Genomic DNA, 26,503 nt, shown 5'->3' with positions numbered 1-26,503 from the left:
ACCACCGACCCACCCCCTGGAGAAGAGCTCCATGCGCACCAGAATCCTGGGCGCGGCCCTGGCCACGGCCGCCGCGCTCACGCTGACCGCCTGCGGCGGCGGCTCGGACGACGGCGGCGACAAGCCCGTCGCCGACGTCTCCGCCACGCCCAAGAAGGCCGCGATCACCCTGGACAGTCCGAAGGCCAAGCCGGACCTGGTCCTCACGGACACGAACGACAAGAAGTACGAGCTGGTCAACGAGACCAAGGGCCGCCCGCTCCTGCTCTACTTCGGCTACACCTACTGCCCCGACGTCTGCTCCACCGTCGTCGCCGACATCGCCGCGGCCGAGAAGTCCCTGCCGAAGGAGGACCAGGAGAAGCTCCAGGTCGTCTTCGTCACCACCGACCCGGAGCGCGACACGCCCAAGCGGATGCGCGAGTGGCTGGACGCCCAGGGCGGCCAGGACATAGTCGGACTCACCGGCGACTTCGCCACCATCCAGGCGGCGGCGAAGGGCATCGGCATCTTCGTGGAGAAGCCGAAGAAGGAGAAGGACGGCTCCATCACCGTCAGCCACGGGGCCGAGGTCGTCGGCTTCTCGCCGAAGGACGACGGCGGCCACTGGATCTACACGACCGAAACCACCAAGGACCAGTACTCCAAGGATCTCCCGAAGATCATCAAGGGGGAGAACCCGTAATGCGCAAGACCACCGCCGCCACCGCCGCCGCCCTGCCGCTCGTCCTCGCCGGAGGGCTCCTGCTGCTCACCGGCTGCCAGTCCGAGAAGGACGCCCTGTCCTCCGGCAAGCCCGAGCTGTCCGTCAGCGGCGCCTACCTGCCGCAGCCCGCGATGACCGACATGGCCGCGGCCTACCTCACCGTCACCAACGACGGCGGCAAGGCCGACCGGCTCACCAAGGTCACCAGCCCGCTCTCCGGTGACATCACCATGCACACCACCGAGGGCTCGCAGATGAAGCACGCGACCTCGCTCGACGTGCCGGCCAAGGGCGAGCTGAAGCTCACCCGCGGAGGCACCCACCTGATGCTCGGCAAGCTCGGCCACAAGCCGGACGTCGGCGAGAAGATCGAGTTCACGCTGCACTTCGCCACCGCCGGGCCGGTCAAGGTCCAGGTGCCCGTGGAGTCCACGACGTTCCGTCCCAAGGACTGACGAAGGACTGACGTGCGATGAAGACCCTGACCGCCGGGCGGCTGCTCCCCGTCCTCGGCACGCTGCTCGCCGCGCTGCTGTGCGCGCTCGGGCCCGGCGCGGGCAGCGCCTCGGCACACGCCGCGCTGACCTCGACCGACCCGGCCTCCGGCTCCGTGGTGCCGGCCGCGCCCCGGCAGGTGAAGCTCACCTTCTCCGAGGGCGTCCTGCTGAGCGCGGACTCGGTGCGGGTCCTCGATCCGCAGGGCGAGCGCGTCGACGAGGGCAAGCCGGCCCACGTGGACGGCAAGTCCGACACGGCCGCCGTGGGGATCGCCGGCGGGATCGCCGACGGCACCTACACGGTGGCCTGGCAGGCCGTCTCCGCGGACAGCCACCCGGTGGCCGGGGCCTTCACCTTCTCCATAGGCGCGCCGTCGAAGACGGCGGCCAAAGTGACGACGGCCAAGGCCGACCCGGTCGTCGACGCGCTCTACACCACCGGCCGGTACGCGGCCTACGCCGGCTACCTCCTGCTCGTCGGCGGCTGCGTCTTCGCGGGCGCGTGCCGCTCCTCCCGGCCCGTGCAGCGGATCGCGGTCGGCGGCTGGATCACCCTCTTCGCCGCGACGTCGGTGCTCCTGCTGCTGCGCGGGCCCTACACCAGCGGCAAGGGCGTCGGCTCGTCCTTCGACCTCACCCTCCTCGGTGACGTACTGGCCACCAAACCGGGCGCGGCACTGCTGTCGCGCCTGCTGCTGCTGAGCGCCGCGGCGGTGTTCCTGGCCGTGCTGTTCGGTTCGTACGCCCGCGAGGACGGCGACCGCACCCGCATGGAGCGCCGCGACGTCGCCTACGGGATCGCCATCGGCGGCACCGTCGTCGCCGTCGGGCTCGCGGCGACCTGGGCGATGGCCGAGCACGCGTCGGCGGGGCTCCAGCCCTGGCTCGCCATGCCGGTCGACGTCCTGCACCTGCTGGGCGTCGCCGTGTGGCTCGGCGGCCTCGCCGCGCTGCTCGCCACGCTGTGGGCGGGGGAGCCCGTGCGCCGCGCGGAGGTGCAGCGCTTCTCCCGGCTCGCCTTCACCGCGGTGTGCGTCCTGGTGGCGACCGGCCTCTACCAGTCCTGGCGGCAGGTCGGCTCGTGGGGCGCGCTCACCGGTACGGAGTACGGCCGCTGGCTCCTCCTCAAGGTCGCGCTCGTGGCGGGCATGGTCGCCCTCGCCTCCTTCTCGCGGCGCTGGACGGGCCGCCTCACCGACGGCCGCCCGGCGCCGAAGAAGCAGGCCCCGGCGGTCCGGGCGGTTCAGGCGGCCAGGGGGCCGGTCGCGGCGACGTCCCGGAAGGACAAGGACGCCTCCCCCGAGCGGGCCGCCCAGCTCGCACGCCAGCGCGAGGCCCTGGAGAAGGCCGCGGGTCGCCGGCGGCGCGACGCCGACGAGGGCCGCAGCGGACTGCGCCGCGCCGTCCTGGCCGAGGCCGGGGTCGCCGTCGTCCTGCTCGCCGTCACCACCCTGCTCACCGGCACCCAGCCGGGCCGGGCCGAGACCGAACAGCGCCAATCGGCGGCATCCGGAGGAGCCCGCACCGCGGCTCCGGCCGCTCCGGGCCCGGCCGAGACCCGGATCCCGTACGACACGGGTGGCACGAACGGGCGAGGCACGGCCCTCATACGTATCGACCCGGCCCACTCGGGCAACAACTCCATCGACGTCTCCGTGACCGACCCGGCCGGCAAGGCCGTGGACGTACCGGAGCTGGAGGTGTCCTTCACCGAGAAGCAGAAGAACATCGGCCCGCTGCGCACGGCCCTCAAGCGCACGTCCGCCGGACGCTGGCAGGCCACCGGCTTCCAGCTGCCCATGGCCGGTACGTGGCAGCTCACCCTGACCGTACGGACCTCCGACATCGACCAGATCACGGAGATCAGGAACGTGAAGATCAACTGATGGCTGAACGATCCAAGGATTCCCAGGACACTCACAAGGGCGCGGAGCAGCCCGCGAAGCCGGGCGGCGTCAGCCGCCGCCGGCTGCTCGGCACGGCCGGCGCCGCGGGCGCGGCAGGGCTCGTCGCGGGCGGCGCGGCCGGGGCCTTCGCCGCCGAGACCGTCCGCAAGGACCCGGCGCCGCTGGACGGCGTCGGCTCCGCGAGCAGACCCTTCCACGGCGCGCACCAGGCCGGGATCGCCGATCCCGCGCAGGCGTGCGGCCACTTCATCGCGTTCGACCTCGCGCCCGGGGCCGACCGCAAGGCCGCCGCCGCACTGATGCGCCGGTGGTCGGACACGGCGGCCGACCTCATGGCCGGGAAGACGCCCAAGGGGGACGACTCCGGGGTGGCGCTCGACGCGGGCCCCTCCTCGCTGACCGTCACCTTCGGATTCGGCCGGACGTTCTTCGACCGGACGGACCTCACCTCCAAGCGGCCCGCCGCGCTGGAGCCGCTGCCCGACTTCACCGCCGACGCGCTCGACTCCAAGCGCAGCAACGGCGACCTGTGGGTGCAGATCGGCGCCGACGACGCGCTCGTCGCCTTCCACGCGCTGCGGCTGATCCAGCAGCAGGCCAGGAGCACCGCACGGCTGCGCTGGCAGATGAACGGCTTCAACCGGACGCCGGGCGCCACCGCCCAGCCGATGACCGGCCGGAACCTGATGGGCCAGATCGACGGCACGAACAACCCCAAGCCGTCGGAAGCGGGCTTCCCGGCCAAGATCTACGTGCCGCAGGACCACAGCGGTGCGGACGAGTGGATGGCGGGCGGCTCGTACGCGGTGGTCCGGCGCATCCGCATGCTGCTCGACACCTGGGACAACCTCTCCCTGGAGCGCCAGGAGAAGGTGATCGGGCGCCGCAAGTCGGACGGGGCTCCGCTGTCCGGCGGCACGGAGACGACCCGGCCGGACCTCAACAAGGTCAACTCTGACGGGTCGCTGGCGATCGCGGGCGACGCGCACATCCGCGTGGCGTCGCCGGCGTCGAACCGTGGCGCGTCGATGCTGCGGCGGGCGTTCTCCTACCATGACGGCTTCCTCGACGACGGGGCTCCGGACGCGGGTCTGCTGTTCGTCGCCTGGCAGGCGGACCCGATGAAGGGGTTCGTGCCGGTGCAGCGGAAGCTGGACCGCGGGGACGGCCTCTCCCGCTTCCTGCGGCACGAGGCGAGCGGTCTCTTCGCGGTGCCGGGCGGCTGCGAGCCGGGCGAGTACGTGGGGCAGCGGCTGCTGGAGGGCTGACGGCCCGGCTCCGGGCGCTCGGTATCGTGGCGAGACACCGGACGATCGAGGAGCCAGCGTGATGTCGGCCAGCCGCTACACCTATCTCGGCCCCGAGGGCACGTTCACCGAGGCCGCCCTGCGGACGCTGCCGGAGGCGGCGACGCGGGAGCTGGTGCCGATGGTGTCCGTGCCCGCGGCGCTGGACGCCGTGCGCAGCGGCGAGGCGGCGGCCGCCCTCGTGCCGATCGAGAATTCGGTGGAGGGCGGTGTCACCGCCACCCTCGACCAGCTCACGACGGGCTCCCCGCTGATGATCTATCGCGAGGTGCTGCTGCAGATCACGTTCGCGCTGCTCGTGCGGCCGGGGACGCGGCTGTCGGACATCAAGACCGTGACCGGCCACCCCGTGGCGCAGCCGCAGGTGCGCAAGTGGCTCGCCGCGCACCTGCCGGACGCGCTGTGGGAGTCGGCGGCCTCCAACGCGGACGGCGCGCGCCTGGTGCAGGAGGGGCGCTTCGACGCCGCCTTCGCGGGGGAGTTCGCGGCGGCCACGTACGGTCTGGAGCCGCTGGTCACCGACATCCACGACGCGCAGAACGCGCAGACCCGCTTCGTACTGGTGGGCCGGCCGGCCCGGCCGGCGGCACGGACGGGCGCGGACAAGACGTCGGTCGTGGTGTGGCTGCGCGAGGACCACCCGGGCGCCCTGCTGGAGCTGCTGCAGGAGTTCGCGTCGCGGGGGGTGAACCTGATGCTCATCCAGTCGCGGCCGACGGGCGAGGGCATCGGCAACTACTGCTTCGCGATCGACGCGGAGGGGCACATCGCCGACCGGCGCGTCAGCGAGGCGCTGATGGGCCTGCACCGGATCTGCCCGCAGGTGCGCTTCCTCGGCTCCTATCCCCGCGCGGACGCGACTCCGGCCGAGGTGGGTCCCACGCGCTACGGCACGTCGGACGAGGAGTTCGTCACGGCGGCGGACTGGCTGGCGCGCTGCCAGGACGGCCGCGCCTGAGGCGATCGGGGCTTCGTTGTCCACGCGTCGACGGTAGCCGTCGGCGCCGACATCCCCAGAGTTATCCACAGGGGGTTCTCGACCTGGGGATAAGTCGACAGATTGAGGCGGGGCAGCCGCTCCGCGAATCGGTCAAGGTCGACAAATCGCTCTAACCACAGGGGCGTCATCCACAGCACCTAGGTCCACCCGATCGGGCTGCATCCTCGCCATTCGTCAGCGGAATGTCTGCGAATAACCCTTTGGAGCGAGGCGATACCACCCGAATGAGTGGCCGAGCGAGGTTTGACCAAGGAATACACGGCGCGGGACAGAAGCGGACGGAACGTTCGATTACGGCGTCCACAGATTTCACGCACAGCCTGTGGACAAAGAAAACGGAGGGATCTCCTCCTGTGGACAAGAAGTGGGCCAACTCCGGCCGCCCGCAAGCGGATCAGAGGCCGACGCCGCCGCTATGCCCGCTTTTCAGTAAAAGCGCACCCATTCTCGCCACCACTCCCCCGGAGCCTTTTCCAGCACGTCGCGATCACCCGGGCTGCTGATTATGCACAGCCTTTTCCGATCACCCAAAATGGGACAAACCGCCATCAAGAGGAATATGCCGTCGAGTGATCGCGTGCGCAACGGTAGCCTGGGGGGGTGATTGACCTTCGCCTGCTTCGTGAGGACCCCGACCGTGTGCGCGCCTCCCAGCGCGCCCGTGGAGAGGATGTCGACGTCGTCGACGCACTTCTCTCCGCCGACGAACGGCGCAGGTCGTCCAGCGTCCGCTTCGATGAACTCCGCTCCGAGCAGAAGGCGCTCGGCAAGCTCATCCCCAAGGCCTCCGGCGACGAGAAGGCCGCGCTGCTGAAGAAGGCCGGCGAGCTGTCCGCCGCCGTGAAGGCCGCCGACGCCGAGCAGGACGAGGCCGCCGCCGAGGCGCAGCGCCTGCTGCTGCAGATCGGCAATCTGGTCCACCCCGACGTGCCGCTCGGCGGCGAGGACGACTTCGTCGTCCTGGACACCGTCGGCACCCCGCGCGACTTCGCCGCCGAGGGCTTCGAGCCCAAGGACCACCTGGAGCTCGGCCAGCTGCTCGGCGCGATCGACGTCGAGCGCGGCGCCAAGGTCTCCGGCTCGCGCTTCTACTACCTGACGGGTGTCGGCGCGCTGCTGGAGCTCGCGCTCGTCAACGCCGCCATCGCCCAGGCCACGGCCGCCGGCTTCACCCCGATGCTGACGCCCGCGCTGGTCAAGCCGCGCGCCATGGAGGGCACGGGCTTCCTCGGCCAGGCCGCCCAGGACGTCTACCACCTGGAGAAGGACGACTTCTACCTGGTGGGCACGTCCGAGGTGCCGCTCGCGGCCTACCACATGGACGAGATCCTCGACGCCGACCAGCTGCCGCTGCGCTACGCCGGCTTCTCGCCGTGCTTCCGCCGCGAGGCCGGCACGTACGGCAAGGACACCCGCGGCATCTTCCGCGTCCACCAGTTCGACAAGGTCGAGATGTTCTCCTACATCGCGCCGGAGGACGCCGAGGCGGAGCACGCCCGCCTGCTGGAGTGGGAGAAGCAGTGGCTGACGAGCCTGGAGCTGCCCTTCCAGGTCATCGACACCGCCACGGGTGACCTCGGCGCCTCGGCCTCGCGCAAGTTCGACTGCGAGGCGTGGATCCCCACCCAGGGCAAATACCGCGAGCTGACGTCCACGTCCAACTGCGACGAGTTCCAGGCCCGCCGCCTGTCCGTCCGGATGCGCGACGGCAAGAACGTCCGCCCGCTGGCGACGCTCAACGGCACCCTGTGCGCGGTGCCGCGCACCATCGTGGCGCTGCTGGAGAACCACCAGCAGGCCGACGGCTCGGTGCGCGTGCCCGAGGTGCTCCGTCCGTACCTGGGCGGGCGCGAGGTGCTCGAGCCGGTCGCCAAGTGAACCCCGCTGCGGCCGCACTGCCGTACCGCCTCGTCGCGACCGACCTCGACGGCACCCTGCTGCGCTCCGACGAGAGCGTCTCGGAGCGCACCCGGGCCGCCCTGAAGCTGGCCACGGAAGCGGGTGCCGCGCACATCGTCGTGACCGGCCGGGCCGTCCCGTGGACGCGGCACATCCTGCAGGAGCTGGACTACCAGGGCCTGGCGGTGTGTGCCCAGGGCGCGCAGGTCTACCACGCGGGTGAGCACCGGCTGCTGACGTCGGTGACGCTGGACCGGCGGATCGCCGGGCTGGCCGTCGCCAAGATCGAGGCCGAGACCGGCCCGCTGCACCTCGCCGCGGGCCGTGACGGCCTCGACGGCGAGGTGCTGGTCACCCCGGGCTACCGCGTCCAGGAGGGCCCGCTCCCGGCCGTCGTGACCCACGACCGGGACGAGCTCCTGGCCGAGCCCCTCAACAAGCTCTACCTGCAGCACCCCGAGCTCGGCGACGACGCCCTGGCCGCCGCCGCCCGCGCGGCCGCGGGCGACCTGGTCGGGGTGACGATGGCGGGCGAGGGCGTCGTGGAGCTGCTGCCGCTGGGCCTGAGCAAGGCCACCGGGCTGTCCCTGGCCGCGCGCCGGCTCGGGATGAAGGCCGCCGAGACGATCGCCTTCGGCGACATGCCCAACGACATACCGATGTTCGGCTGGGCGGCGCACGGCGTGGCCATGGCCAACGCCCACCAGGAGCTGCGGGCCGTCGCCGACGAGGTCACCGGTTCGAACGAGGACGACGGGATCGCCGCGGTCCTGGAGCGTCTGTACGGCTGAGGCCGCTCCGGCCCGCCCGGCCGGAGCCGCGTCCGACGACAACTGCCGCCCGCCGCAGGGCTCCGGGAACGCGCCCGAAGTCCCACGGCGGGCGGCCGTGCGTGAACTGCCGGCAGCCCAGCCCGATCGCCGCGGCCACCGCGTGCCCCACGTCGGTGAACGTGCCTCCCGTGACCAGCGGGACGGCGAAGAACAGCACCACACCGGCGAGGTAGACCCACCGCCACGGCCGCGGCATCCGGTACGTGAGGATCCCGGCGGCGGCCGCGAGCCCGTACGAGACCCCTATGTCGACCACTCTCTTCATCGACCGCGGCAGTGAGTGGTCCTCTATGGACAGCAGCACGATCTCCTGGCTGATGAGAGTGGCCGCGATGTGCGCGAAGCCCACGGTGAACAGCCAGCGGGCGGTGCCGGTCCAGCGCTCGACGTTCGCGTGCAGCACCTCGAAGAGCGCCGCGTAGAGCAGGAACGACGAGGGGTTCTCGATCCAGAAACCGCTGATCAGGAGCGACTGCAGCGGGTGCTTGGTGAGCTGGTGGATGTTGCTGCTGTTGCGGTGCAGCAGGAACGTCTCCAAGTCCTGGCTTGCCGCGGCGATCACGAGGCTGGTGACGCCGATGACGAGCAGCCAGATGTGCGTCCCGGGAGAGGAAGCGATCCAGGAGCGCACCCCGGACCACGCCTGCGAAGCGGCCCGGGCGGCGGCGGGCGGCCACCGGCCGGGCGTGCCGGAGCCGCGGCGCCCGTCCCGTCCACGCACCCTTCGACGGTAGCCGCTCGGTCCCGGGGCCGCCCTCGGAGGGAGTTGTAGGATGACTGGGCAACCGGGTGACTCATGCGCGGCCGAGGCCGGGACCGGAGGACGAATGGCACTGCAGGCAGCGGGACGGCAGTCCCTCGTGGACACCGTCGTGGAACAGTTGCGCGCCCAGGTCGCGGCCGGCGAGTGGAAGATCGGCAGCCGCATCCCGACCGAGCACGCGCTCGCCGAACAGCTCCAGGTCGGCCGGAACACGGTCCGCGAGGCCGTCCGCGTCCTCGTGCACGCCGGAATGCTGCGCTCGCGGCAGGGCGAAGGCACTTTCGTGGTTTCCATGGCCGACCCGGCCGAGATCATGCGCGGCGTGCAGCGCGCGGGAGTGCGCGACGTGCTGGAGCTGCGCATCGCGCTGGAGGCCGAGGCCGCGCGGCTCGCGGCCCTGCGCCACGAGCCCGCCGACCTCGCCCGGATGAAGGCCGCCCTGGACGCCCAGACCGCGTTCGAGGACCCCGAGGGCCAGCCCGACTCCGGGAACCTGGAGCTCTACGCCGATCACGACGTCGAGTTCCACCGCGCGGTCGTGGAGGCCGCGCACAACACCGCGCTGACCGCGACCTACGCCTGGTTCAGCAGCTCCGTCCGCGAGGCGCTGGTCACCGCGCTCGGCGACCGCGACATGCCGCGCATCATCCACGGCGACCACCACGCCCTCATGGACGCCATCGCCTCCGGCGACCCCGAGGCCGCCTCGCGGGCCGCCAGGGCCCTCCTGGAGCGCCCGAAGCAGGCCGTGGAGAGCCTCCTCGCCGAGAGCTGAACTCCGTTCCCCCTCAGCCCCATCGCACGTCCCTGGAAAGGCAGCCCATGTCGGAAACGAGGCCGGACACACTCGACCCCCTGATAGACGCGGAAGAGGACCTCGCTCCCGCGCCGGCCGTGGCCGCCGCCCGCCGCACCCTGCGCGCCCACCCGGCGCTGCTCATGGCGGGCATCGTCCTCGCCTCGCTCAACATGCGGGCGGCCCTCGCCGGGGTCTCGCCCCTGATGGGCGAGATCGGTGACCACTTCCACCTGGCGGCGGCAGCGAGCAGCCTGGTCACCACCATCCCGCTGATCTTCATGGGCCTGGGCTCGATCGTCGCGCCGAAGCTCGCCCGCCGCTGGGGCACCGAAGCCGTCCTGTGCGGCGCCCTCCTGCTGCTGTGCGGCGGCATCCTGCTGCGCGTCGCGCCCCCGGTCGTGGCCCTGTTCGCCGGCTGCGCGCTCGTCGGCACGGCCATCGCCCTGCTCAACGTCCTGATGCCCGGCCTCGTGAAGCGCGACTTCCCCGACCGTGCCGCGAGCATGACCGCGCTGTACTCGACCACGCTGATCCTCGGCGCCACCGGTTCGGCCGCCCTGTCCGTGCCGCTGGAGGACGCCCTCGGCGGCTGGCGGGGCTCCCTGGCCTCCTGGGCGCTGCTCGCCGCCGTGGCGGCCGTCGTCTGGGTCCCGCAGGCCGTCATCGCGCGCCGCGGCACCCGGCACGGCCGGGCGGCCGCCACCCCCGTGCAGCAGGCGCAGAGCGGGCCGAAGCTGACCCGGTCGCCCATCGCCTGGCAGGTCACGCTGATGATGGGCACCCAGTCGCTGGTCGCGTACGTGTGCATTGCCTGGATGCCGACCGTGTTCACCGACCACGGCATGAGCAAGAGCGAGGCCGGCATGGTCTACGCCTTCTACACGCTGGTGCAGATGGCCGGTTCGTTCGTGGTGCCCATGGTGGCCGGCCGGCTGCGCGACCAGCGGGCACTCGGCGCCGGCGTCGTCGTCCTCATGGCCGCCGGTGTGACCGGTCTGCTCACCGCCCCCGTGGAGGGCGCATGGGTCTGGGCGACGCTGATGGGCGTGGCGCAGGGCGGTCTGCTGGGCCTCGCCCTGACACTGATGGTGCTGCGCACGCGGGACGCCCACACGGCGTCCCGGCTGTCGGGCATGGCGCAGACGTGGGGCTATCTGCTCGCCTCCGTCGGCCCGTTCGCGATCGGTGCGGTCCACCAGGCGACGGACAGCTGGACGCTTCCGATCGCCTTGCTGCTCGTCGCCTGTGCGGCGCTGCTGCTTCTCGCGATGGGCGCCGGGCGCGATCGGAAGATCTGAGACGGTGGGTGGGCTGGAGGCCCTCCGGGGCCTCCTGCCCACCCGTCGTGAGGAGACCGCTGCCCATGCACGCCGCTCACCGCATCGCCATTCCGGCCGAACTCGTCGGCTTCCACGAGAAGTACGACGGGGAGGAGGGCCGCTCCTGGATCGCCGCCCTGCCGGAACTGGCCGCCCGGTTCCTCGACCACTGGGGCCTGCGGCTCGACGGGCCCGCCTCGCACGGCATGGTCGCGCTCGTCCTGCCCGTGCTGCGCGAGGACGGCACCCCGGCGGCGCTCAAGCTCCAGCCCGTCACCGACGAGAGCGTCGGTGAGCCGGTCGCGCTGAGGGCCTGGGCCGGCGACGGAGCGGTCGCGCTCCTCGACCACGACGAGGCGACCGGCACGATGCTGCTGGAGCGGTTGGACGCAAATCGTTCACTCTTGTCCATACGCGATGCCGAGGCGTCGCTGGAGACGCTCTCCGAGCTGCTGGCCCGGCTGCTGACGGCACCGGTGCCCGCGGGGCTGCGGTCCCTCGGGGACGTCGCGGGGGCCATGCTCAAGGACGTGCCCGCGGCCCTGCCGGAGCTGCGGGAATCCTCGGAGCGCCGGCTGGTGGAGTCGTGCGCCGCGGCCGTACGGGAGGTCGTCGGCGAGCCCGGTCACCAGCTGCTGCACTGGGACCTCCACTACGACAACGTCCTCGCTCCCGTGCCGGGCTCCGCCCGCGAGCCGTGGCTCGCCATCGACCCCAAGCCGCTGGTGGGCGACGCCGGTTTCGAACTGCTGCCCGCGCTGCACGACCGGTGGGACGACATCACCGCGACCGGGGACGTGGAACGGGCCGTGCTGCGCCGCTTCGACCTGATGACCGAGGTGCTGGGCCTGGACCGGCAGCGGGCTGCCCGCTGGACGCTGGGCAGGGTGCTGCAGAACGCCCTGTGGGACGTCGAGGACGGCGAGGACTCGCTCGCGCCCGAGCAGGTGGAGATCGCCCGGGCGCTGCAGCGGTGTGTCCTACGGGGCTGAGACCCGCGGAGTGAACCTCACGGAACGAGCCTCGCGGGGTTCAACGAGCCCCGCGGGGTTCAACGGAATGAGGTTCACTCCTCCCCGGCGAGCGTGAGGGAGCGGAGCTTCCGGCCCGCGAACCACGTCGCTGCCACCGTCACACCGGCGAGCAGGACGAGGGCCAGCGGCAGACCCACGTCCGAGGCGACCGCACCGTCCGCGCCGATGCGCTGGGCGAGGGCGAGGGACCACTGCTGCACGCTCAGGGTGCGCGCGCCGGGGACGAGGCTGCCGAAGAGCGACTCCCACACCAGGGCGTAGACCAGGCCCGCCACGACGGCGTGCCGGGTGACCGTGCCCAGCAGCAGGAACACCGCGCTGTAGGCGACGGAGGCGACGGCCGCCGCGGCCGCGTAGGCGACGGCGATCTGCTGACTGTTGCCGTTGAGGATGAAGCCCGCGACGAGCGTCGGGACGGCTGAGAAGGCGACGGTGACGGCGATCGCGACGATCAGCTTGGTGAAGATGATCGTGGGTCGTTTCACCGGCTTGGAGAGGAGGTAGACGACCGAGCCGTCGTCGATCTCCGGGCCGATCGCGCCGGTGCCGGCGACGACGCCGATCAGCGGGACCATGGTGGCCAGTGCGAAGCCGCCCAGGACGCTGCCGGCGGTGCCGTCGTCCGCGCCGACGAGCACGCGGACGACGACCGAGACGGCGAGCAGCAGGGCGGGCAGCCCGAAGAGGATGAAGGCGCGGCGGCGGCCCAAAAGGCCCCGGTAGGTGAGCCGTGCGACGGTGGCGTTGTACATGGCGCTGGGCTCCTTTCAGGCCGCGACGAGGTAGGAGAAGACCGATTCCAGGGACTCGTCCGAGGGCGAGACCGTGAGGAGCCGGATGCCGTGCTCCCGGGCGACCCGGGGCAGCAGGGCGGTGAAGCGGCCGAAGTCGACGGCCTGGATGCGCAGGGCGCCTTCCTGGACGTCCACTTCGATGCCCGCCGTCGAAGGGTCGGCGATGAGGGCGGCGGCCAGGGCGCGGTCGTCGCTGGAGCGGACCAGGTAGCGGTGCGGGCGGTCCGTCATCAGCCGGCGGATCTTGCGGAAGTCGCCGGAGGCGGCGTGCCGGCCGGCGACGACGACCTCGATGTGGGTGGCGAGCTGCTCGACCTCCTCCAGGATGTGCGAGGAGAAGAGCACGGTGCGGCCCTCCGCGCCCATCCTGCGGAGCAGGTCCATCAGCTGCATGCGCTGGCGCGGGTCCATGCCGTTGAAGGGCTCGTCGAGGAGGAGCACGGAGGGCTCGTGGACGAGCGCCGAGGCCATCTTCACGCGTTGCCGCATGCCCTTGCTGTACGTGCTGATCGCGCGGTCCTGGGCGTGCTCCATCTCGACGGTGGCGAGCGCCCGCTGCGCCTCGGCCGCGCCCAGCCCGTGCAGTTCGGCGTTGGCGCGGACGAACTCCAGTCCGGTGAGGAAGTCGTACATCGCCTCCCGCTCGGGGACGATGCCGATGTGGCGGTAGATCTGCTCGTTGCGCCAGATGGCGGCGCCGTCGAGGGTGACGGTGCCGGTCGAGGGGGCGAGGAAGCCGCCCATCATGTTGATGAGGGTGGACTTCCCCGCGCCGTTGGGGCCGAGGAGGCCGGTGACGCCCGGACCGACGGTCATGGAGACGTCGTTGACGGCGACGACGTTGCCGAACCAGCGGGAGACGTTGTCGATACGAATGCTGCTCATGGGCGCAGCCCATTCCTTGAGGGGTGGTGGTCGGGTGACGGGAGGGCGGTTGTCACAGCCCGACCTTTCGGTAGCGGCGCATCAGCAGCCCGTACGAGCCGGCGATCACGGCGAGGAGCACGAGCAGGTAGACGACGCCCGCCGCGGTGCTGGGGCCGTGGCCGTCGGGGAACGCGGAGCTCGCGGAGAGGAACGCCGTCTGCACGCCGTCGATGAGGGTGATGGGCGAGAAGAGGCCCATCCAGCCGATCGCGTCGACGCTGTCGCGCTGCAGGGCGATGCCCTGGATGGTGCTCACCACGCCGTAGGAGATGGTCAGCACGGCGATGACCGCGGCGACGCCGAAGCCGCGGCGCGGGGTGAGCGCGGCGACCACCAGGCCGATGCCGGCGAAGAGCAGGGACAGCAGTGCCACGGAGACCAGTCCTTGTGCGAACCCCTTCGTCTGGTCGGCGAAGTCAAGCTTCGCGAGCAGAGCGCCGACGTACAGGATCAGCAGGGGCGTTGCGGTGAGGATGAACAGGGCGGAGAACATCGCGGCGAGCTTGGCCGTCACGTAGTCCACCCGCTCGATGGGCCGCGAGAAGTACAGGGGGACGGTCCTGAAGCGCAGGTCGCGCGAGACGGACTGCGGGGCCTGTGCCGCGAGGAAGAGGCCGATGACGACCTGCATGATGATCGCGTAGCGCGTGTACTCCACCGGCAGCTTGTTGAGCTTGGTGGCGACCGTGACGGCCACCATGATGGCGGCGGGCAGGCACATCACGCCGAACAGGATCATCGGCAGCACCTTGGACTTCGCCGACCGGCCGAGGCCGTACGCGCCGCGCAGGCTCTGCGAGAAGAGCGAGCGGCGGGCGTAGGCGCGGCCGAGGCGGGCGCCGGAGTAGTTGCGGTAGCCGATGTTGTGAATGACGTCCTGCGCGGGCGCGGAGACGGTCTCAGGCGGCATGGGCGCTGCCCCTTTCTGCGCTCTGGAAGACCTCCGCGATGCGGTGGCGGCGCTGCTCCATGCGGACGAGGCCGAGACCGAGATCGGTGACCGCGTCGCGCACGGTGTCGTAGGTGTCGTCGCCGGTGACGTCGACGAGGAGGACGTGGCCGGAGCCGGCCGCGGCGAACTCGGCGGCACGGCCGGCGGGCTGGACGGTGAGGCCGGCCGCGGTGAGCGCGGCGGCGAGGGCCGCCGTGCCGTCCGGATGGGCGTCGGAGTCGGTGACCTCGACGGCGAGGGAGGCCGTGGCCTGGGTGAAGTCGCTGGTGGAGGAGGAGCGCAGCAGCTTGCCGCCGTCGATGACGACGACGTGGTCGCAGGTGCGCTCCAGCTCGCCGAGCAGGTGTGACGTGACCAGCACCGAGATGCCGAAGTCGGTGTGGACGCGGCGGATCAGGCCGAGCATCTCGTCGCGGCCGACGGGGTCGAGGCCGTTGGTGGGCTCGTCCAGCAGGACGAGCTTCGGGTCGTGGACGAGGGCCTGGGCCAGCTTGACCCGCTGTTTCATGCCCGTCGAGTAGCCGCCCATCGGGCGGTACCGCTCCTCGTAGAGGCCGACGTGGCGCAGCGTGTCGGCGGTGCGCTCACGGGCGGCGGTGACGGGCAGGCCTGACATCCGCGCCATGTGGACGACGAACTCGGTGGCCGACACGTCGGGCGGCAGGCAGTCGTGCTCGGGCATGTAGCCGACGCGCTCGCGGATGGCGGCGCCTTCGGTCGCGACGTCGAGGCCGAGCACGGTGGCGCGGCCCTCGGTGGCGGGGGAGAGCCCGAGCAGGATCTTGATCAGCGTGGACTTGCCGGCTCCGTTGGCGCCCACCAGGCCGGTCACGCCCGGCGTGATGTCGACGGACAGCCGGTCCAGAGCGGTCACCCGGGGGAACCGCTTGCTGAGGCTTTCGGTAGCGATCACAGTCACACCTTCGACGGTAGTGGCGCGTGCCACAGCAGGCGTCAGACCGGATGACTGCTTCCGTGTACTCCTCAGGTCTGACGTTCCCGTAGGGGAACCGGCCCGGAGGGAGGACCCGGCCCGGGACGGCCGGGGAGGGTGCGCGAGGAGAAGGAGGTTTTCCACAGGCGGTGCACGACTCTTGACGCAGCCGCCGGGCATTGTCACATTCATCAGTGTCAAGTTACGGACGCGTACCGGAGCGGCACACGGGACGGACGAATGGCCATGACCTCAGCAGTGCCCCGGGGACCGGCGTCCCGGGAAGCGAACGGCGAGTTGCAGGGCTTCAGGGCGGTCCAGCGCCTGGCGTACGACTGCGCGGAGGCCGTCGCCGCCCAGCTCAGACCCGGCGTCACCGAGCGCGAGGCGGCCCGGATGCAGCGGGAGTGGCTGCGCGGCCGCGGCGTGCGGGACTGGTTCCACCTGCCGTTCGCCTGGTTCGGGGACCGCACGGCCTTCGCGGGCTTCCGGGTGCCCCTGCAGTTCTTCCCCACCGACCGGCGGCTGGAGCCGGGGATGCCCTTCATCCTCGACATGGCACCGGTCCACCGCGGCTTCACGGCCGACATCGGCTATTCCGGCTGCCTCGGCCCGAACCCGCTGCACGACCGCCTGCTCGCCGACCTCGGCGAGCACCGGGAGCTGGTCCTGCGCGAGGTCCGCGAGCGCCGCTCCCTGCGCGAGATCTACGAGGACGTGGACCGGCTCATGGTCCGTCAGGGCTACGCGAACCGGCACCGCGCCTATCCGTTCGGAGTGATCGCGCACAAGGTGGGCCGGGTCCGCGAGCGCCGCTGGTCGCCCCATGTCTTCGGGTTCGGCACCCGGGCGCTCAGGGGGCTCGCCTCCGACGCCCTGCACGGGCACCGCGAGGGCTGGTCGCCCCTGTGGAGCCCGTACCGGTTCTCCGACCACCCGCCCCGGCCGGGCCTGTGGGCTGTCGAGCCCCATCTCGGATTCCGGGGCACGGGCGCGAAGTTCGAGGAGCTCCTCGTGGTCACCGACTCCCGGGACCCGGAGGAGAGCGCGTTCTGGCTGGACGACGATCTGCCGCATGTGCGGCGCAGGCAGGAGGAGAGGGCCGCATGAGCGAGCACGCCGGGAACGGCGCCGGGCCGGAGGGCGCGCGCGAGCGCACGATCCGTACGGGCGGGATCGAGTTGTGCGTGGCCGAGCTGGGCGACGCCTCCCTGCCCACCGTGGTGCTGGTGCACGGCTACCCGGACAGCAAGGAGGTCTGGTCGGAGGTAGCGGAGCGGCTGAGCGACCGCTTCCACGTGGTGATGTACGACGTGCGCGGCTGCGGCCGGTCCACGGCGCCCAAGCCGCTGCGGGGCGGCTTCACCCTGGAGAAGCTCACCGACGACTTCCTGGCCGTCGCCGATGCGGTGAGCCCGGACGCCCCGGTGCACCTGGTCGGGCACGACTGGGGATCGGTGCAGGCGTGGGAGTTCGCCACCGTCGCCCGTACCGAGGGGCGCATCGCCTCCTTCACGTCGATCTCCGGCCCGTCCCTCGACCACCTCGCGCTGTGGTTCCGCAAGCGGGCCGCCCGTCCCACGCCGCGGCGCATGGCCCAGCTGCTGGGCCAGGGCGCCCGCTCCTGGTACGTGTACCTGCTGCACGCTCCCGGGCTGCCGGAGGCGGCCTGGCGCGGCCCGCTGGGCAAGCAGTGGCCCAAGATGCTCGCGCGGGCCGAGAAGCTGCCGGTCTCCGGCTATCCGACGGCGTCCCTGCCGGACGACGCCGCGCACGGCGCCTGGCTCTACCGCGACAACATCCTCGCCCGGCTGCGCCGGCCGCGCACCGACGCCTACGCCCACGTGCCCGTCCAGCTCATCACCCCGACCGGCGACGCCTATCTCTCCGAGCGGCTGTACGACGACCTGGAGCAGTGGGCTCCCGGCCTGGTGCGGCGCAACCTCGCCGCCAAGCACTGGGTGCCGCGCACCCGGCCCGATCAGGTCGCGGCGTGGATCGCCGAGTTCGCGACGGCCCGCCAGGAGGGGGCGAAGCCGCGCGAGAGCGCGCCCGCCAACCCGTACGCGCGCTGGTTCGCCGGGCGGCTGGTGCTGGTGACGGGCGCGGCCAGCGGCATCGGCCGGGCCACGGCGTTCGCCTTCGCGGAGGCGGGCGCCCGGGTCGTCGCCGTGGACCGCGACCCGGAGGGCGCGGCCCGCACGGCCGACATGGCCCGGCTGATCGGCGCCCCCGAGGCCTGGGGCGAGTGCACGGACGTCTCGGACGAGCAGGCGATGGAGAAGCTGGCCGCCAAGGTCGCCGCCGAGTACGGCGTAGTGGACGTGCTGGTCAACAACGCCGGCATCGGCGTCGCCGGGTCCTTCATGGACACCACCGCGGAGGACTGGCGCAAGACCCTCGACGTCAATCTGTGGGGCGTGATCCACGGCTGCCGCCTCTTCGGCAAGCAGATGGCCGAGCGCGGTCAGGGCGGTCACATCGTCAACACCGCCTCCGCCGCCGCCTTCCAGCCCTCCAGGGGCCTCCCGGCCTACAGCACCTCCAAGGCGGCGGTGCTGATGCTCAGCGAGTGCCTGCGCGCCGAGCTGGCCGGACGGGGGATCGGCGTCTCCGCGATCTGCCCCGGCATCGTCAACACCCCCATCACCGGGGCCACGCACTTCGCCGGGGTCTCCGAGGAGGAGCAGCGGCGGCGGCGCAGCAAGGCCGGCCGGGCCTACGGCCGGCGGAACTACCCGCCGGAGAAGGTCGCCGAGGCGGTCCTGCGGGCCGTGGTGCGCAACCAGGCGGTTGTGCCCGTCACCCCCGAGGCCCACGGCCTCCGCTTCATGTCCCGCTTCACACCGTGGGCGCAGCGCGCCCTCGCCAGGATCGAGCCGCCGCTGTAGCGGACGGCGGAGGAGAAGCAGAAATGACCGACGGCCACCCGGGCGGGCACGCGATAGCCCCCCGCCGCGTCTCCTTCGACTGGGACGCGACGCCCCTGCACTGGATACCGGAAGAGCCCACCGCCACCCACGTCATCAACGTCCTGCACCTGCTGCTGCCGGCCGGGGAGCGGTGGTTCGTCAAGGTGTTCAAGGAGGCCCTGCCGCTGGTGCAGGACCCCGTGCTGCTCAAGGACGTCAAGGGGTTCATGGGCCAGGAGGCCACGCACAGCGTGCAGCACGCCTACGTGCTCGGCCACCTCGCCGCACAGGACCTGGACACCACCCCGTACACCCGCCACGTCGACTACCTCTTCGACGTCCTGCTGGGCGAGAAGCCCCCGTTCGGCGCGCCGGTGACGGCGCGGGAGTGGCTGCGCTTCCGCCTCTCGCTGATCGCCGCCATCGAGCAGTTCACGGCCGTCCTGGGCAACTGGGTGCTGGAGGCGGAGGGCCTGGACCGGGCCGTCCCCGACCCGGTGATGCTGGACCTGCTGCGCTGGCACGGCGCCGAGGAGGTCGAACACCGCTCCGTCGCCTTCGACATGTACGAGCACTGCGGCGGCGAGGACCCCGGGCGCTACGCCCGTCGCGTCCTCGGCATGGCCGTCACGGCACCCGTGCTGTTCCACCTCTGGGGCCGGGGCGCGCGCTTCCTGATACGCAACGACCCGCGGCTCGCGAGACGGATGCGCTACTCGCTGCGCGAGCACAACCGGGCCGTGGCCAAGGGCCTGCTGCCGAGCTGGCGCGAGCTGGGCTCAGCCGTCCCGCGCTACCTCCGGCGGTCGTACCATCCCTCGAAGGAGGGATCGCTGCGCAGGGCCGTCGACTATCTGGCGGCCTCACCCGCGGCACGGACCGCGGCGGGCGCGATAGGCCGCGCGGCCCTTTCGTAAGGAGCGACGCACTTGTCCGAGCAGCCCGGCCATCCCGGTCATCCAGGTCGGCACGGCGAGGCCGGCCGGCCCGGCCACGACCGCGAATACCGCATCGAGGCCCTCGCCCACCACAGCGGCGCCACCGTCCGCACGATCCGCGCCTACCAGGACCGGGGGCTGCTCCCCAAGCCGGAGCGGCGCGGGCGCGCCAACGTCTACCGGGACACCCATCTGGAGCGCCTGCACCAGATCGCCGGGCTCCTCGACCGCGGCTACACCCTCGCGAGCATCAAGGAGCTCCTGGACGCCTGGGACACCGGCCGCGGCCTGGGCGGCGTCCTCGGGCTGGTCGCCGAGGTGACCGGGCCGTGGTCGGACGAGGAGGCGGGCCGGATCACCCGGGCGGAGCTCGGCGACCGCTTCGGCGGGACCCAGGAGGACGACGCCGTCGAGGAGGCGGTGAAACTCGGCGTCCTGGTGCGCGTGCCGGGCGCACCCGAGGAGTTCCTCGTGCCGAGCCCGCAGGAACTGGCCGTCGCCGCGGAGCTCCACGCCGCCGGGGTGCCCCTGCTCGCCATCACCGGCCATCTGCGCGAACTGCGCACGCGGGTCGAGCACATAGCGGGCCGGTTCCTGGACTTCACCACCGAATACGTCTTCCGGCAGTACCTCGACCACCCGCCCACCGAGGAGGAGGCCGCCGAGGCCGCCTCGCTGGTCCGCCGGCTGCGGCCGCTGGCCCAGCAGGCCATCGACGTCGAACTCGCCCGCGCCATGCGCACGATGGCCACCCGCCATCTCCGCCGGCATCTGGACGCCGAAGTCGTCGATGCCGGAGCCGCTGATGCCGGAGCCGTCGAGACTGCCGATGCCGCCGGCGCCGCGGCCGTGGAGGAGGCCGTCCCGGCGGACGCGCCTGACCACTCCCTCCCCCGTCCCGGATCCGTCCGGCTCCCCGACCGGACCTTCCGGGCCGTGGAAGCGCTCGTCGGGCCGGAGAACGTCGCCGCCTTCGTCGCCGCCGCGGTGGAGCGCGAGGTGCAGGCCCGCACCATGGACGCTCTCGTTATCGAGCCCGGGGCCGGACAGACGGCCGGATAGGCCGGACAGGCCCGTCCGCTCAGCGGTCCGCGAGCCAGTTGCCGTGGAAGCCGTAGGGCACCCGCTGCGGCAGGTGGATGGTGGCGACCGGCTCCGCGGCGAGGTCGTCGGCGTCGAGTATGACGAGGTCGCTGCGGTCGGTGGCGGCGTCATGGACGTAGGCCAGCAGCCACCCGGGGCCGCCGGGCCGGTCGTCTGCGGGGGCGAACGCCGCCTCGGCCGGGGTCCTCCCCGGTCCGAAGTCGTGGCGGGCTACGGACCCCGTCCCCAGGTCGTAGCGGAGCAGGGCGCCGCGGTCGAGGGGCCTGCCGGGCAGTGAGGTGGTGGTGACGTGGCCGTACCGGGCGGCGAGCCCGGCGAGCCGGTCGTCCACCCGGGGGAACTCGCAGGGCTGGTCGTCCAGCTGTTCCTCGGCCACCGTCCCGGCCGTCAGGTCGAGGGTCCAGCGCCAGAGGGTGGCGTGGGCGCGGCCCCGGCCGTCCTCACTGCCGAAGTGCGGATAGCGGGCCACGTACAGGACGATGCGCGTGCCGTCGGCATGCTGCTCGTCGTGGGCGTTGAGGGAGTGGAAGACGTAGCAGGGGTCGATGGTGAACCAGCGCACCTCGCCGTGGGGATCGTCGCGCCGCAGCACGCCCAGCCGGGCGCCGTAGCCGGGGTCCCACGCGTACGGCATGCCGCCGCCGGCCGCTCCGGCACGGTCGAGGTCGAAGACGACGGGCAGGTCCATGAAGACGACGTGGGAGCGGGTGAGGTGGAAGTCGTGCATCATCGTGTGCCCGGGCACCTCGACGGGCCGGCTGACCGCCAACTCCCCGCCCGCATCGGCCCGGTGGTAGGTCAGGTAGGGCGCGGAGAGCCCTCCGTAGCCGAAGAAGTGCAGCTCTCCGGTTTCCGGGCAGGTCTTGGGGTGGGCGGTCATCGGCGTGGTGAGCCGGCCGCCGAAGTCGTACGGGCCGACGGTCTCCAGCTCGTGCCCGGGCCGGGCAACCAGCTCGTACGGGTAGGAGGACTCGACCAGGGCCAGGGTGCGGCCCGCGTGCCGCACGACGTGGGTGTTGGCGGCTCCGGCGGTCAGGTCACGCCTGCCGCGCTCGTCGTAGATGCGGGCGCCGTCGGTGAAGGTCGAGGTGCGCACCCAGCGGTTGCGGTAGGAGGTGGCCCGGCCGCCTTCGAGGCGCACTCCGTGGATCATTCCGTCCCCGAAGAACCAGTGGCTGGATGCGGCGTCCTGCGGGTTGGGGCCGTTGCGCAGATACCAGCCCGTGAGCTCCGGCGGGATCGCACCGGTGACCGGGAGGTCGTACGCGGTGAGCTCTTCCGTCACGGGGGCGAAGTTGCCGGCGAGGTGGGCGGGCGGGACCGTCGTCATGGCGCGGGAGCTCCTCTGCGGTTGCGGTGACTGCGATGGATGGTGACGCGAAGGCCTGAGGCGGTGGAGACGGCTGAGGGCTTTACCGGGCTTCCTGCATGAAGCGGGCGCGGGCGCGCTCGGGGTAGCGGGCGGTGAAGAGGGCAGGCAGAGCGAAGCCTGCGACCTGGAGCGGAACGGACACCCCGCTGCCGAGACCCTCGGCGCTCACCAGAGCCAGCCCGGCGGCGGTCGCGGTGAAGGCGGCGGCCCAGACAGAAGTGATCACGACGTTGATGCGGCGGAAGACCGGGGTGTTCCACACCGCGGGAGGCGCCTGCCGCTTGGCGATGCCGGTCGTGAACGGGCGGCCGACGGCCAGCGTGACCCAGGCGGTGAGCGCGAGCCAGCCCAGGGACATGGCACCGCCGTAGTGCTGCAGGCCGCTGTCCGGAAGGGCGAAGGCCAGAGCGGTGAGTGCGGCGAAATAGCAGGCCGTGCTGCTCTCCAGGACCAGCGAGTCCCCCGTGACCCCGGCCTTGCGGTCCTTGATCAGCAGACCGGCGCCGGCGACGAGCCCCGCCACCGCGCCCCACTGCCAGCCGCCGGAGGAGACGACCGCGAAGGCGATCCAGGGAAGGAAGCTGCGCATGTAGTTCATGGAAATTCTCCTCGGACGGGTGCCGGCACCCCCGCCGACATTCCAACTCTGACATGTCAAAAGTAGAAGGTCACCACCCGACATGTCAACAGTGGAAGGTAGGGTGGGGTGCATGAGCCTGAGACACGCGATGCTGGGCCTGCTGGCCGACCGGCCGGCCAGCGGATACGACCTGATGAAGCGGTTCGAGACCTCGCTCAGCAATGTCTGGCCGGCGACGCAGAGCCAGGTCTACGGCGAGCTGGGCAAGCTCACGAAGGCCGGACTGCTGGAGGTCGCGGCGGAGGGCCCGCGCGGCCGCAAGGAGTACGCGATCACCGACGAGGGCCGCGCCGAGCTGCGCCGCTGGCTCACCGAGGCCAGGCCCGACCCGGTGCGCCGCAGCGAGGTCCTGCTGCGGGTCTTCTTCCTCAACCACCTCACGCCCGTGGAGGCGACGGCCTATCTGATGGGCGAGGCCGAGCGCGCCGCGGGTCAGCACAGGGCGCTGAAGGAAGTGGAGCGGCACGTGGACTGGGGCGACGACCCTCTGTCCGTGAACGGCCGGCTGGCCCTCGAGTACGGGCTGCGCTTCATGGCCATGCGCGAGGAATGGGCCCGCTGGGCCGTCGAGGAGCTCGGGAAGGCCCGCCGGTGATGGACGTCCAGCGCGCGACCCGCATCTCGAAGCACCTGGCCAGGCACCTGCGGCACGATCCCGGCCGGATCGGCATCACCCTGGACGCCCAGGGCTGGACGCCCGTCGGCGCCCTGCTGGAGGCGAGTGCCGCGCACGGCTTCCCCTTCAGCCGGGCCGAGCTGGAGGAGGTCGTCACCTCGAACGACAAGCAGCGCTACACGCTCGACGGCGACCGCATCCGGGCCAACCAGGGCCATTCCGTGCCGGTCGACCTCGGCCTGCCGGTCGCCGAGCCCCCAGCGGTGCTCTTCCACGGCACGGTGTCGCGCTCCGTCGCGGCCATCCGGGCCGAGGGGCTTCGTCCCATGACCCGGCACGCCGTCCACCTGTCCCCCGACCGCGAGACGGCGATGCGCGTGGGCGCCCGCCGCGGCAAGCCGGTGGTGCTGACCGTGGACGCCTACGGGATGCACCGAGCGGGCCACGTCTTCCGCATGAGCGAGAACGGGGTGTGGCTCGTGGAGCGCGTGCCGGCCGAGTTCCTGCGGTTCCCCGGCTGAGCCCGCGCCCGGGTGCGCTCCCGGGCCGGCCCCGTCGAGGGGCAGCCGGCCCGGCACCCCGGTGGGGCGTGCCCCGCACTGCTCACAGGCCGGGCGCGCCCCACACCGGGAACCAGCGGGCCAGGTCCTCCTCGATCCGCAGGTCGTCCGCCAGCAGCGCCCGCACCTGCAGTTCCAGGCCGTTGTCCCGCTTGTCCCCCGCGCCGGCCACGGGCGCGAAGGGGTAGAAGGTGCCGCGCTTGTAGAGGTAGACCAGCGCCAGGGAGCGCCCGTCCGCACCGCGGAAGCCCATCAGGGAGCAGAGCAGCTGCGGCCCGAAACCGCCTTCCTGGAGCAGGGTGTTGACCGCGTGCAGGTCGTTGACCAGTGCGGCCGTGTCCTCGGGCGGCTGCCGAGCGAGCAGCCACGTGTAGCCGTACGCGTCCTGGCTGAACTCGACGGGCTCCCCGCCGCGCTCCGTGTCCGCGTCCAGCAGGGCCCGTACGTCCTGCTGGAGCTGCCCGAAGGCCCCGCCCTCCACGCTTGCGAAGCAGACCGAACCCAGCCCGGTCGGGGTGAGGCCGGCGCCCGCCTGGAGGGTGACCGCGGCGGACGGCAGGGCGAAGAGCTGGTCGAGGTCCGGGCGGACCGGCTTGCTGCGGCCGAGGATGACGTCCAGGAAACCCACGGGCACGCGTTCCTTCCGGGCGGTGAGGGCGATCGGCGGACCGGCTGAGGGGTCAGGGACGGCCGAGCTGGGCCGAGATCCGGCCGAGCTGATCCAGCCGCTGCTCCAGCGTCGGGTGGGAGGACAGCAGGCGGCTGAAACTCTCCTTGGAGAACGCGGGCGCGAAGTAGAAGGCGTTGAACGGCTCGGCCTGGCGGAGGTCGCGGGTGGGGATCCGCGCCATCTCGCCGGTGACCTTGGTCAGGGCGGCGGCCAGCGCGGACGGCCGGCCGGTCAGCAGGGCTCCCGCGCGGTCGGCGGACAGTTCCCGGTAGCGCGACAGCAAGCGGGTGAGCAGGAAGCTGATGGCGTAGACGACGGCGCTGATCAGCGGGATCAGCACGACCAGGACGGCCGTGTTGCTGTCGCGCCCGCCCACGCGGCGGAAGCCGCCCCACAGGCCGACGCGCGTGATGATCCCGGCCAGCACGCCCAGGAAGGAGGCGATGGTCATGACGGCGACGTCGCGGTGGGCGACGTGGGAGAGCTCGTGGGCGAGCACGCCCTCCAGTTCCTCGGGCTCCAGCCTGCGCAGCAGTCCCGTGGTCGCGCACACCAGGGAGTTCTTCCGGTTGCGCCCGGTGGCGAAGGCGTTCGGCACGTCGCTGTCGGCGATGGCCACGCGCGGCTTGGGCATGTCCGCGAGCGCGCACAGGCGGTCGACGGCACCGTGCAGCTCGGGCGCCTGCTCGGGGGTGACTTCACGTGCCCCCATGCTGAAGGCGGCGATCCGGTCGCTGAACCAGAACTGGGCGACGAACATGCCTCCTGCGACGAGCAGGATGAGCGGCCAGGCGCCGCGCAGCAGCGCCAGCAGCACCCCCACGAAGACCACGTAGAGCAGCCCGATGAAGAACATCGTGCTCACCATGCGGGTGGTCAGCCCCCGGTCCGGGGCGAATCGGGTGCTCTTCGAGGAGTGCATGGGAGACCTCCCGGGCCGGCTCTCCGGGGAACGCGCCCCGGTGGTTGCCTATGCCCCGATTCTCCCTCTTCACCGATCGCGCGGGGAATCCTCGGTCGCGGAGGGAGTCCCCGGAGAGGTTCCCGGCCGCGCAGGAATCCCCGCTGCCCGGGGACCCTGCGCGATCACCGCTCCGCTCAGCCGGAGAGCTGGGCCAGCCCGTCCGTGGCGATCTTCTCGAAGACCGAGACGTCCGCGGCGAAGACCGAATCGGCGATGGGCCAGTGCACCACGATCTCGTCGATGCCGAGCTCCGCGTGCGAACCGGCGAAGTCGACGAAGGCGTCCACGGAGTCCAGCGGGCGGTCCGGGCTGAAGCCCGTCAGCATCGTCTTCCCCAGCTCCGAGACGTCCCTGCCCAGCTCCTCACAGGCCGCGCCCAGCCGCTCGATCTGGCCCGCCACGGCCGCCCGGGACTGCTCCGGCGTGCCGGTCTCGAACAGCTTCGGGTCGCCCGTGGTCACCCACCCCTGCCCGTACCGGGCGGCGAGCTTCATGCCGCGCGGGCCCGTGGCCGCCACGGCGAAGGGCAGTCGGGGACGCTGCACGCAGCCGGGGATGTTGCGCACCTCGAAGGCGGAGTAGTGCTCGCCCTCGTGCGTGACGACGTCCTGGGTGAGCAGGCGGTCCAGCAGCGGCACGAACTCGCCGAAGCGGTCGGCCCGCTCCCGCGGCGTCCACGGCTCCTGCCCGTCCTTCAGCAGCGCCGTGGCGTCGAAGCCGGAGCCGCCGGCCCCGATGCCGAGCGTGGTGCGGCCGCCGGAGATGTCGTCCAGGGAGATGAGCTCCTTGGCCAGGGTGACGGGATGCCGGAAGTTGGGCGAGGTGACGAGCGTGCCCAGGCGTATCCGGGAGGTGGCGGCCGCGGCCGCCGTCAGCGTGGGGATCGCGCCGAACCACGGCCCGTCCCGGAAGGTCCGCCAGGACAGGTGGTCGTAGGTGTAGGCGGTGTGGAAGCCCAGTTCCTCCGCACGCTGCCAGGCGGCCCGGCCGCCCTCGGACCAGCGGCGGTCGGGAAGGATCACGGTGCTCAGTCGCATGACATCGAGCCTAGGCCGT

General features: G+C 72.1%; 26 protein-coding genes. 16 read left to right on the top strand and 10 right to left on the bottom strand.

Going from position 1 to position 26,503, the window contains the following annotated elements; translation table 11 throughout:
• Positions 1-31: 31 nt before the first annotated feature.
• From ACOTKD_RS07895 to ACOTKD_RS07865, 7 genes are all read left to right on the top strand, one after another.
• Positions 32-685: an SCO family protein gene (locus ACOTKD_RS07895; protein WP_424888148.1), complete on the top strand. Its 654-nt coding sequence runs from the start codon at positions 32-34 to the stop codon at positions 683-685.
• Positions 685-1,161, top strand: a complete 477-nt coding sequence (locus tag ACOTKD_RS07890; protein WP_424888147.1) for a copper chaperone PCu(A)C — start codon at positions 685-687, stop codon at positions 1,159-1,161. Before ACOTKD_RS07895 ends, ACOTKD_RS07890 begins: the two co-directional genes overlap by 1 nt.
• A 17-nt stretch (positions 1,162-1,178) precedes the next feature.
• On the top strand, positions 1,179-3,089 hold the full coding sequence (locus ACOTKD_RS07885) for a copper resistance protein CopC (protein ID WP_424888146.1): 1,911 nt from the start codon (positions 1,179-1,181) through the stop codon (positions 3,087-3,089).
• The gene (efeB, locus tag ACOTKD_RS07880; protein ID WP_424888145.1) at positions 3,089-4,378 is read left to right on the top strand and encodes an iron uptake transporter deferrochelatase/peroxidase subunit; all 1,290 of its coding nucleotides are present in this window, start codon (positions 3,089-3,091) and stop codon (positions 4,376-4,378) included. Before ACOTKD_RS07885 ends, efeB begins: the two co-directional genes overlap by 1 nt.
• A gap of 61 nt (positions 4,379-4,439) precedes the next feature.
• Complete coding sequence (pheA, locus tag ACOTKD_RS07875; protein ID WP_424888144.1) at positions 4,440-5,375, top strand: prephenate dehydratase; 936 nt, start codon at positions 4,440-4,442, stop codon at positions 5,373-5,375.
• A 642-nt stretch (positions 5,376-6,017) separates the two neighbouring features.
• Positions 6,018-7,295 carry a serine--tRNA ligase gene (serS, locus tag ACOTKD_RS07870; protein ID WP_302862710.1) on the top strand — a complete coding sequence of 426 codons (1,278 nt, stop codon included), beginning with the start codon at positions 6,018-6,020 and terminating at the stop codon, positions 7,293-7,295.
• The gene (locus ACOTKD_RS07865; protein WP_424888143.1) at positions 7,292-8,107 is read left to right on the top strand and encodes an HAD family hydrolase; all 816 of its coding nucleotides are present in this window, start codon (positions 7,292-7,294) and stop codon (positions 8,105-8,107) included. The genes serS and ACOTKD_RS07865 overlap by 4 nt, the downstream gene beginning before the upstream one ends.
• Here ACOTKD_RS07865 and ACOTKD_RS07860 read toward each other — a convergent pair.
• On the bottom strand, positions 8,049-8,870 hold the full coding sequence (locus tag ACOTKD_RS07860) for a rhomboid-like protein (protein WP_424888142.1): 822 nt from the start codon (positions 8,868-8,870) through the stop codon (positions 8,049-8,051). The genes ACOTKD_RS07865 and ACOTKD_RS07860 overlap by 59 nt on opposite strands.
• A gap of 106 nt (positions 8,871-8,976) precedes the next feature.
• Here ACOTKD_RS07860 and ACOTKD_RS07855 point away from each other — a divergent pair, with 106 nt between their 5' ends.
• The 3 genes from ACOTKD_RS07855 (at position 8,977) to ACOTKD_RS07845 (ending at position 12,022) form a co-directional block, all read left to right on the top strand.
• Positions 8,977-9,687, top strand: a complete 711-nt coding sequence (locus ACOTKD_RS07855) for a FadR/GntR family transcriptional regulator (protein ID WP_424888141.1) — start codon at positions 8,977-8,979, stop codon at positions 9,685-9,687.
• Between the two features lie 47 nt (positions 9,688-9,734).
• The gene (locus tag ACOTKD_RS07850; protein WP_424888140.1) at positions 9,735-11,009 is read left to right on the top strand and encodes a CynX/NimT family MFS transporter; all 1,275 of its coding nucleotides are present in this window, start codon (positions 9,735-9,737) and stop codon (positions 11,007-11,009) included.
• Positions 11,010-11,074: 65 nt separating this feature from the next.
• Entirely contained in the window at positions 11,075-12,022 is a 948-nt protein-coding gene (locus ACOTKD_RS07845; protein ID WP_424888139.1) for an aminoglycoside phosphotransferase family protein, read from the top strand.
• A gap of 74 nt (positions 12,023-12,096) precedes the next feature.
• Here the strand turns inward: ACOTKD_RS07845 and ACOTKD_RS07840 are convergent, their stop codons facing one another.
• The 4 genes from ACOTKD_RS07840 to ACOTKD_RS07825 are packed head-to-tail and all read right to left on the bottom strand — an operon-like array spanning position 12,097 to position 15,683.
• Positions 12,097-12,816 carry an ABC transporter permease subunit gene (locus ACOTKD_RS07840; RefSeq protein ID WP_424888138.1) on the bottom strand — a complete coding sequence of 240 codons (720 nt, stop codon included), beginning with the start codon at positions 12,814-12,816 and terminating at the stop codon, positions 12,097-12,099.
• A gap of 15 nt (positions 12,817-12,831) precedes the next feature.
• The gene (locus ACOTKD_RS07835) at positions 12,832-13,743 is read right to left on the bottom strand and encodes an ABC transporter ATP-binding protein (RefSeq protein WP_424888137.1); all 912 of its coding nucleotides are present in this window, start codon (positions 13,741-13,743) and stop codon (positions 12,832-12,834) included.
• Between the two features lie 52 nt (positions 13,744-13,795).
• A complete protein-coding gene (locus tag ACOTKD_RS07830) occupies positions 13,796-14,695 on the bottom strand; it encodes an ABC transporter permease subunit (protein WP_424888136.1) in 900 nt (299 codons plus the stop codon).
• Positions 14,685-15,683 (bottom strand): ABC transporter ATP-binding protein, encoded by a 999-nt coding sequence (locus tag ACOTKD_RS07825; RefSeq protein ID WP_424888135.1) that lies wholly within the window; start codon positions 15,681-15,683, stop codon positions 14,685-14,687. The genes ACOTKD_RS07830 and ACOTKD_RS07825 overlap by 11 nt, the downstream gene beginning before the upstream one ends.
• Before the next feature lie 234 nt (positions 15,684-15,917).
• On the opposite strand from ACOTKD_RS07825, the gene ACOTKD_RS07820 reads away from it, so the two are divergent.
• The 4 genes from ACOTKD_RS07820 (at position 15,918) to ACOTKD_RS07805 (ending at position 20,583) form a co-directional block, all read left to right on the top strand.
• Positions 15,918-16,781, top strand: coding sequence for a M24 family metallopeptidase (locus ACOTKD_RS07820; RefSeq protein WP_424888134.1), 864 nt, complete (start codon positions 15,918-15,920; stop codon positions 16,779-16,781).
• Positions 16,778-18,562, top strand: a complete 1,785-nt coding sequence (locus ACOTKD_RS07815) for an SDR family oxidoreductase (RefSeq protein WP_424888133.1) — start codon at positions 16,778-16,780, stop codon at positions 18,560-18,562. Before ACOTKD_RS07820 ends, ACOTKD_RS07815 begins: the two co-directional genes overlap by 4 nt.
• Before the next feature lie 23 nt (positions 18,563-18,585).
• A complete protein-coding gene (locus ACOTKD_RS07810; RefSeq protein ID WP_424888132.1) occupies positions 18,586-19,500 on the top strand; it encodes a metal-dependent hydrolase in 915 nt (304 codons plus the stop codon).
• 93 nt (positions 19,501-19,593) lie between these two features.
• Complete coding sequence (locus ACOTKD_RS07805; protein WP_424888395.1) at positions 19,594-20,583, top strand: MerR family transcriptional regulator; 990 nt, start codon at positions 19,594-19,596, stop codon at positions 20,581-20,583.
• A 19-nt stretch (positions 20,584-20,602) separates the two neighbouring features.
• On the opposite strand, the gene ACOTKD_RS07800 is transcribed toward ACOTKD_RS07805, so the two are convergent.
• Both ACOTKD_RS07800 and ACOTKD_RS07795 read right to left on the bottom strand, forming a co-directional pair.
• Positions 20,603-21,955, bottom strand: a complete 1,353-nt coding sequence (locus ACOTKD_RS07800) for a carotenoid oxygenase family protein (protein ID WP_424888131.1) — start codon at positions 21,953-21,955, stop codon at positions 20,603-20,605.
• Between the two features lie 82 nt (positions 21,956-22,037).
• Positions 22,038-22,595 (bottom strand): hypothetical protein, encoded by a 558-nt coding sequence (locus tag ACOTKD_RS07795; protein ID WP_424888130.1) that lies wholly within the window; start codon positions 22,593-22,595, stop codon positions 22,038-22,040.
• Positions 22,596-22,707: 112 nt separating this feature from the next.
• Here ACOTKD_RS07795 and ACOTKD_RS07790 point away from each other — a divergent pair, with 112 nt between their 5' ends.
• Positions 22,708-23,232 (top strand): PadR family transcriptional regulator, encoded by a 525-nt coding sequence (locus tag ACOTKD_RS07790; protein ID WP_424888129.1) that lies wholly within the window; start codon positions 22,708-22,710, stop codon positions 23,230-23,232.
• Positions 23,232-23,774, top strand: a complete 543-nt coding sequence (locus ACOTKD_RS07785) for an RNA 2'-phosphotransferase (RefSeq protein WP_424888128.1) — start codon at positions 23,232-23,234, stop codon at positions 23,772-23,774. Before ACOTKD_RS07790 ends, ACOTKD_RS07785 begins: the two co-directional genes overlap by 1 nt.
• An 82-nt stretch (positions 23,775-23,856) precedes the next feature.
• On the opposite strand, the gene pspAB is transcribed toward ACOTKD_RS07785, so the two are convergent.
• The 3 genes from pspAB to ACOTKD_RS07770 all read right to left on the bottom strand — a co-directional run bounded on the left by pspAB (position 23,857) and on the right by ACOTKD_RS07770 (position 26,484).
• Entirely contained in the window at positions 23,857-24,441 is a 585-nt protein-coding gene (pspAB, locus tag ACOTKD_RS07780) for a PspA-associated protein PspAB (protein ID WP_359104378.1), read from the bottom strand.
• Between the two features lie 52 nt (positions 24,442-24,493).
• A complete protein-coding gene (gene htpX / locus ACOTKD_RS07775) occupies positions 24,494-25,405 on the bottom strand; it encodes a zinc metalloprotease HtpX (RefSeq protein ID WP_424888127.1) in 912 nt (303 codons plus the stop codon).
• Between the two features lie 176 nt (positions 25,406-25,581).
• The gene (locus tag ACOTKD_RS07770; protein ID WP_424888126.1) at positions 25,582-26,484 is read right to left on the bottom strand and encodes an LLM class flavin-dependent oxidoreductase; all 903 of its coding nucleotides are present in this window, start codon (positions 26,482-26,484) and stop codon (positions 25,582-25,584) included.
• Between the last annotated feature and the right edge of the window lie 19 nt (positions 26,485-26,503).

The organism is Streptomyces sp. XH2 (assembly GCF_049725035.1).
GTDB lineage: Bacteria > Actinomycetota > Actinomycetes > Streptomycetales > Streptomycetaceae > Streptomyces > Streptomyces roseoverticillatus.
The sequence above is the reverse complement of the archived record's forward strand: the minus strand, read 5'-3'. Positions and strand labels throughout refer to the sequence as shown.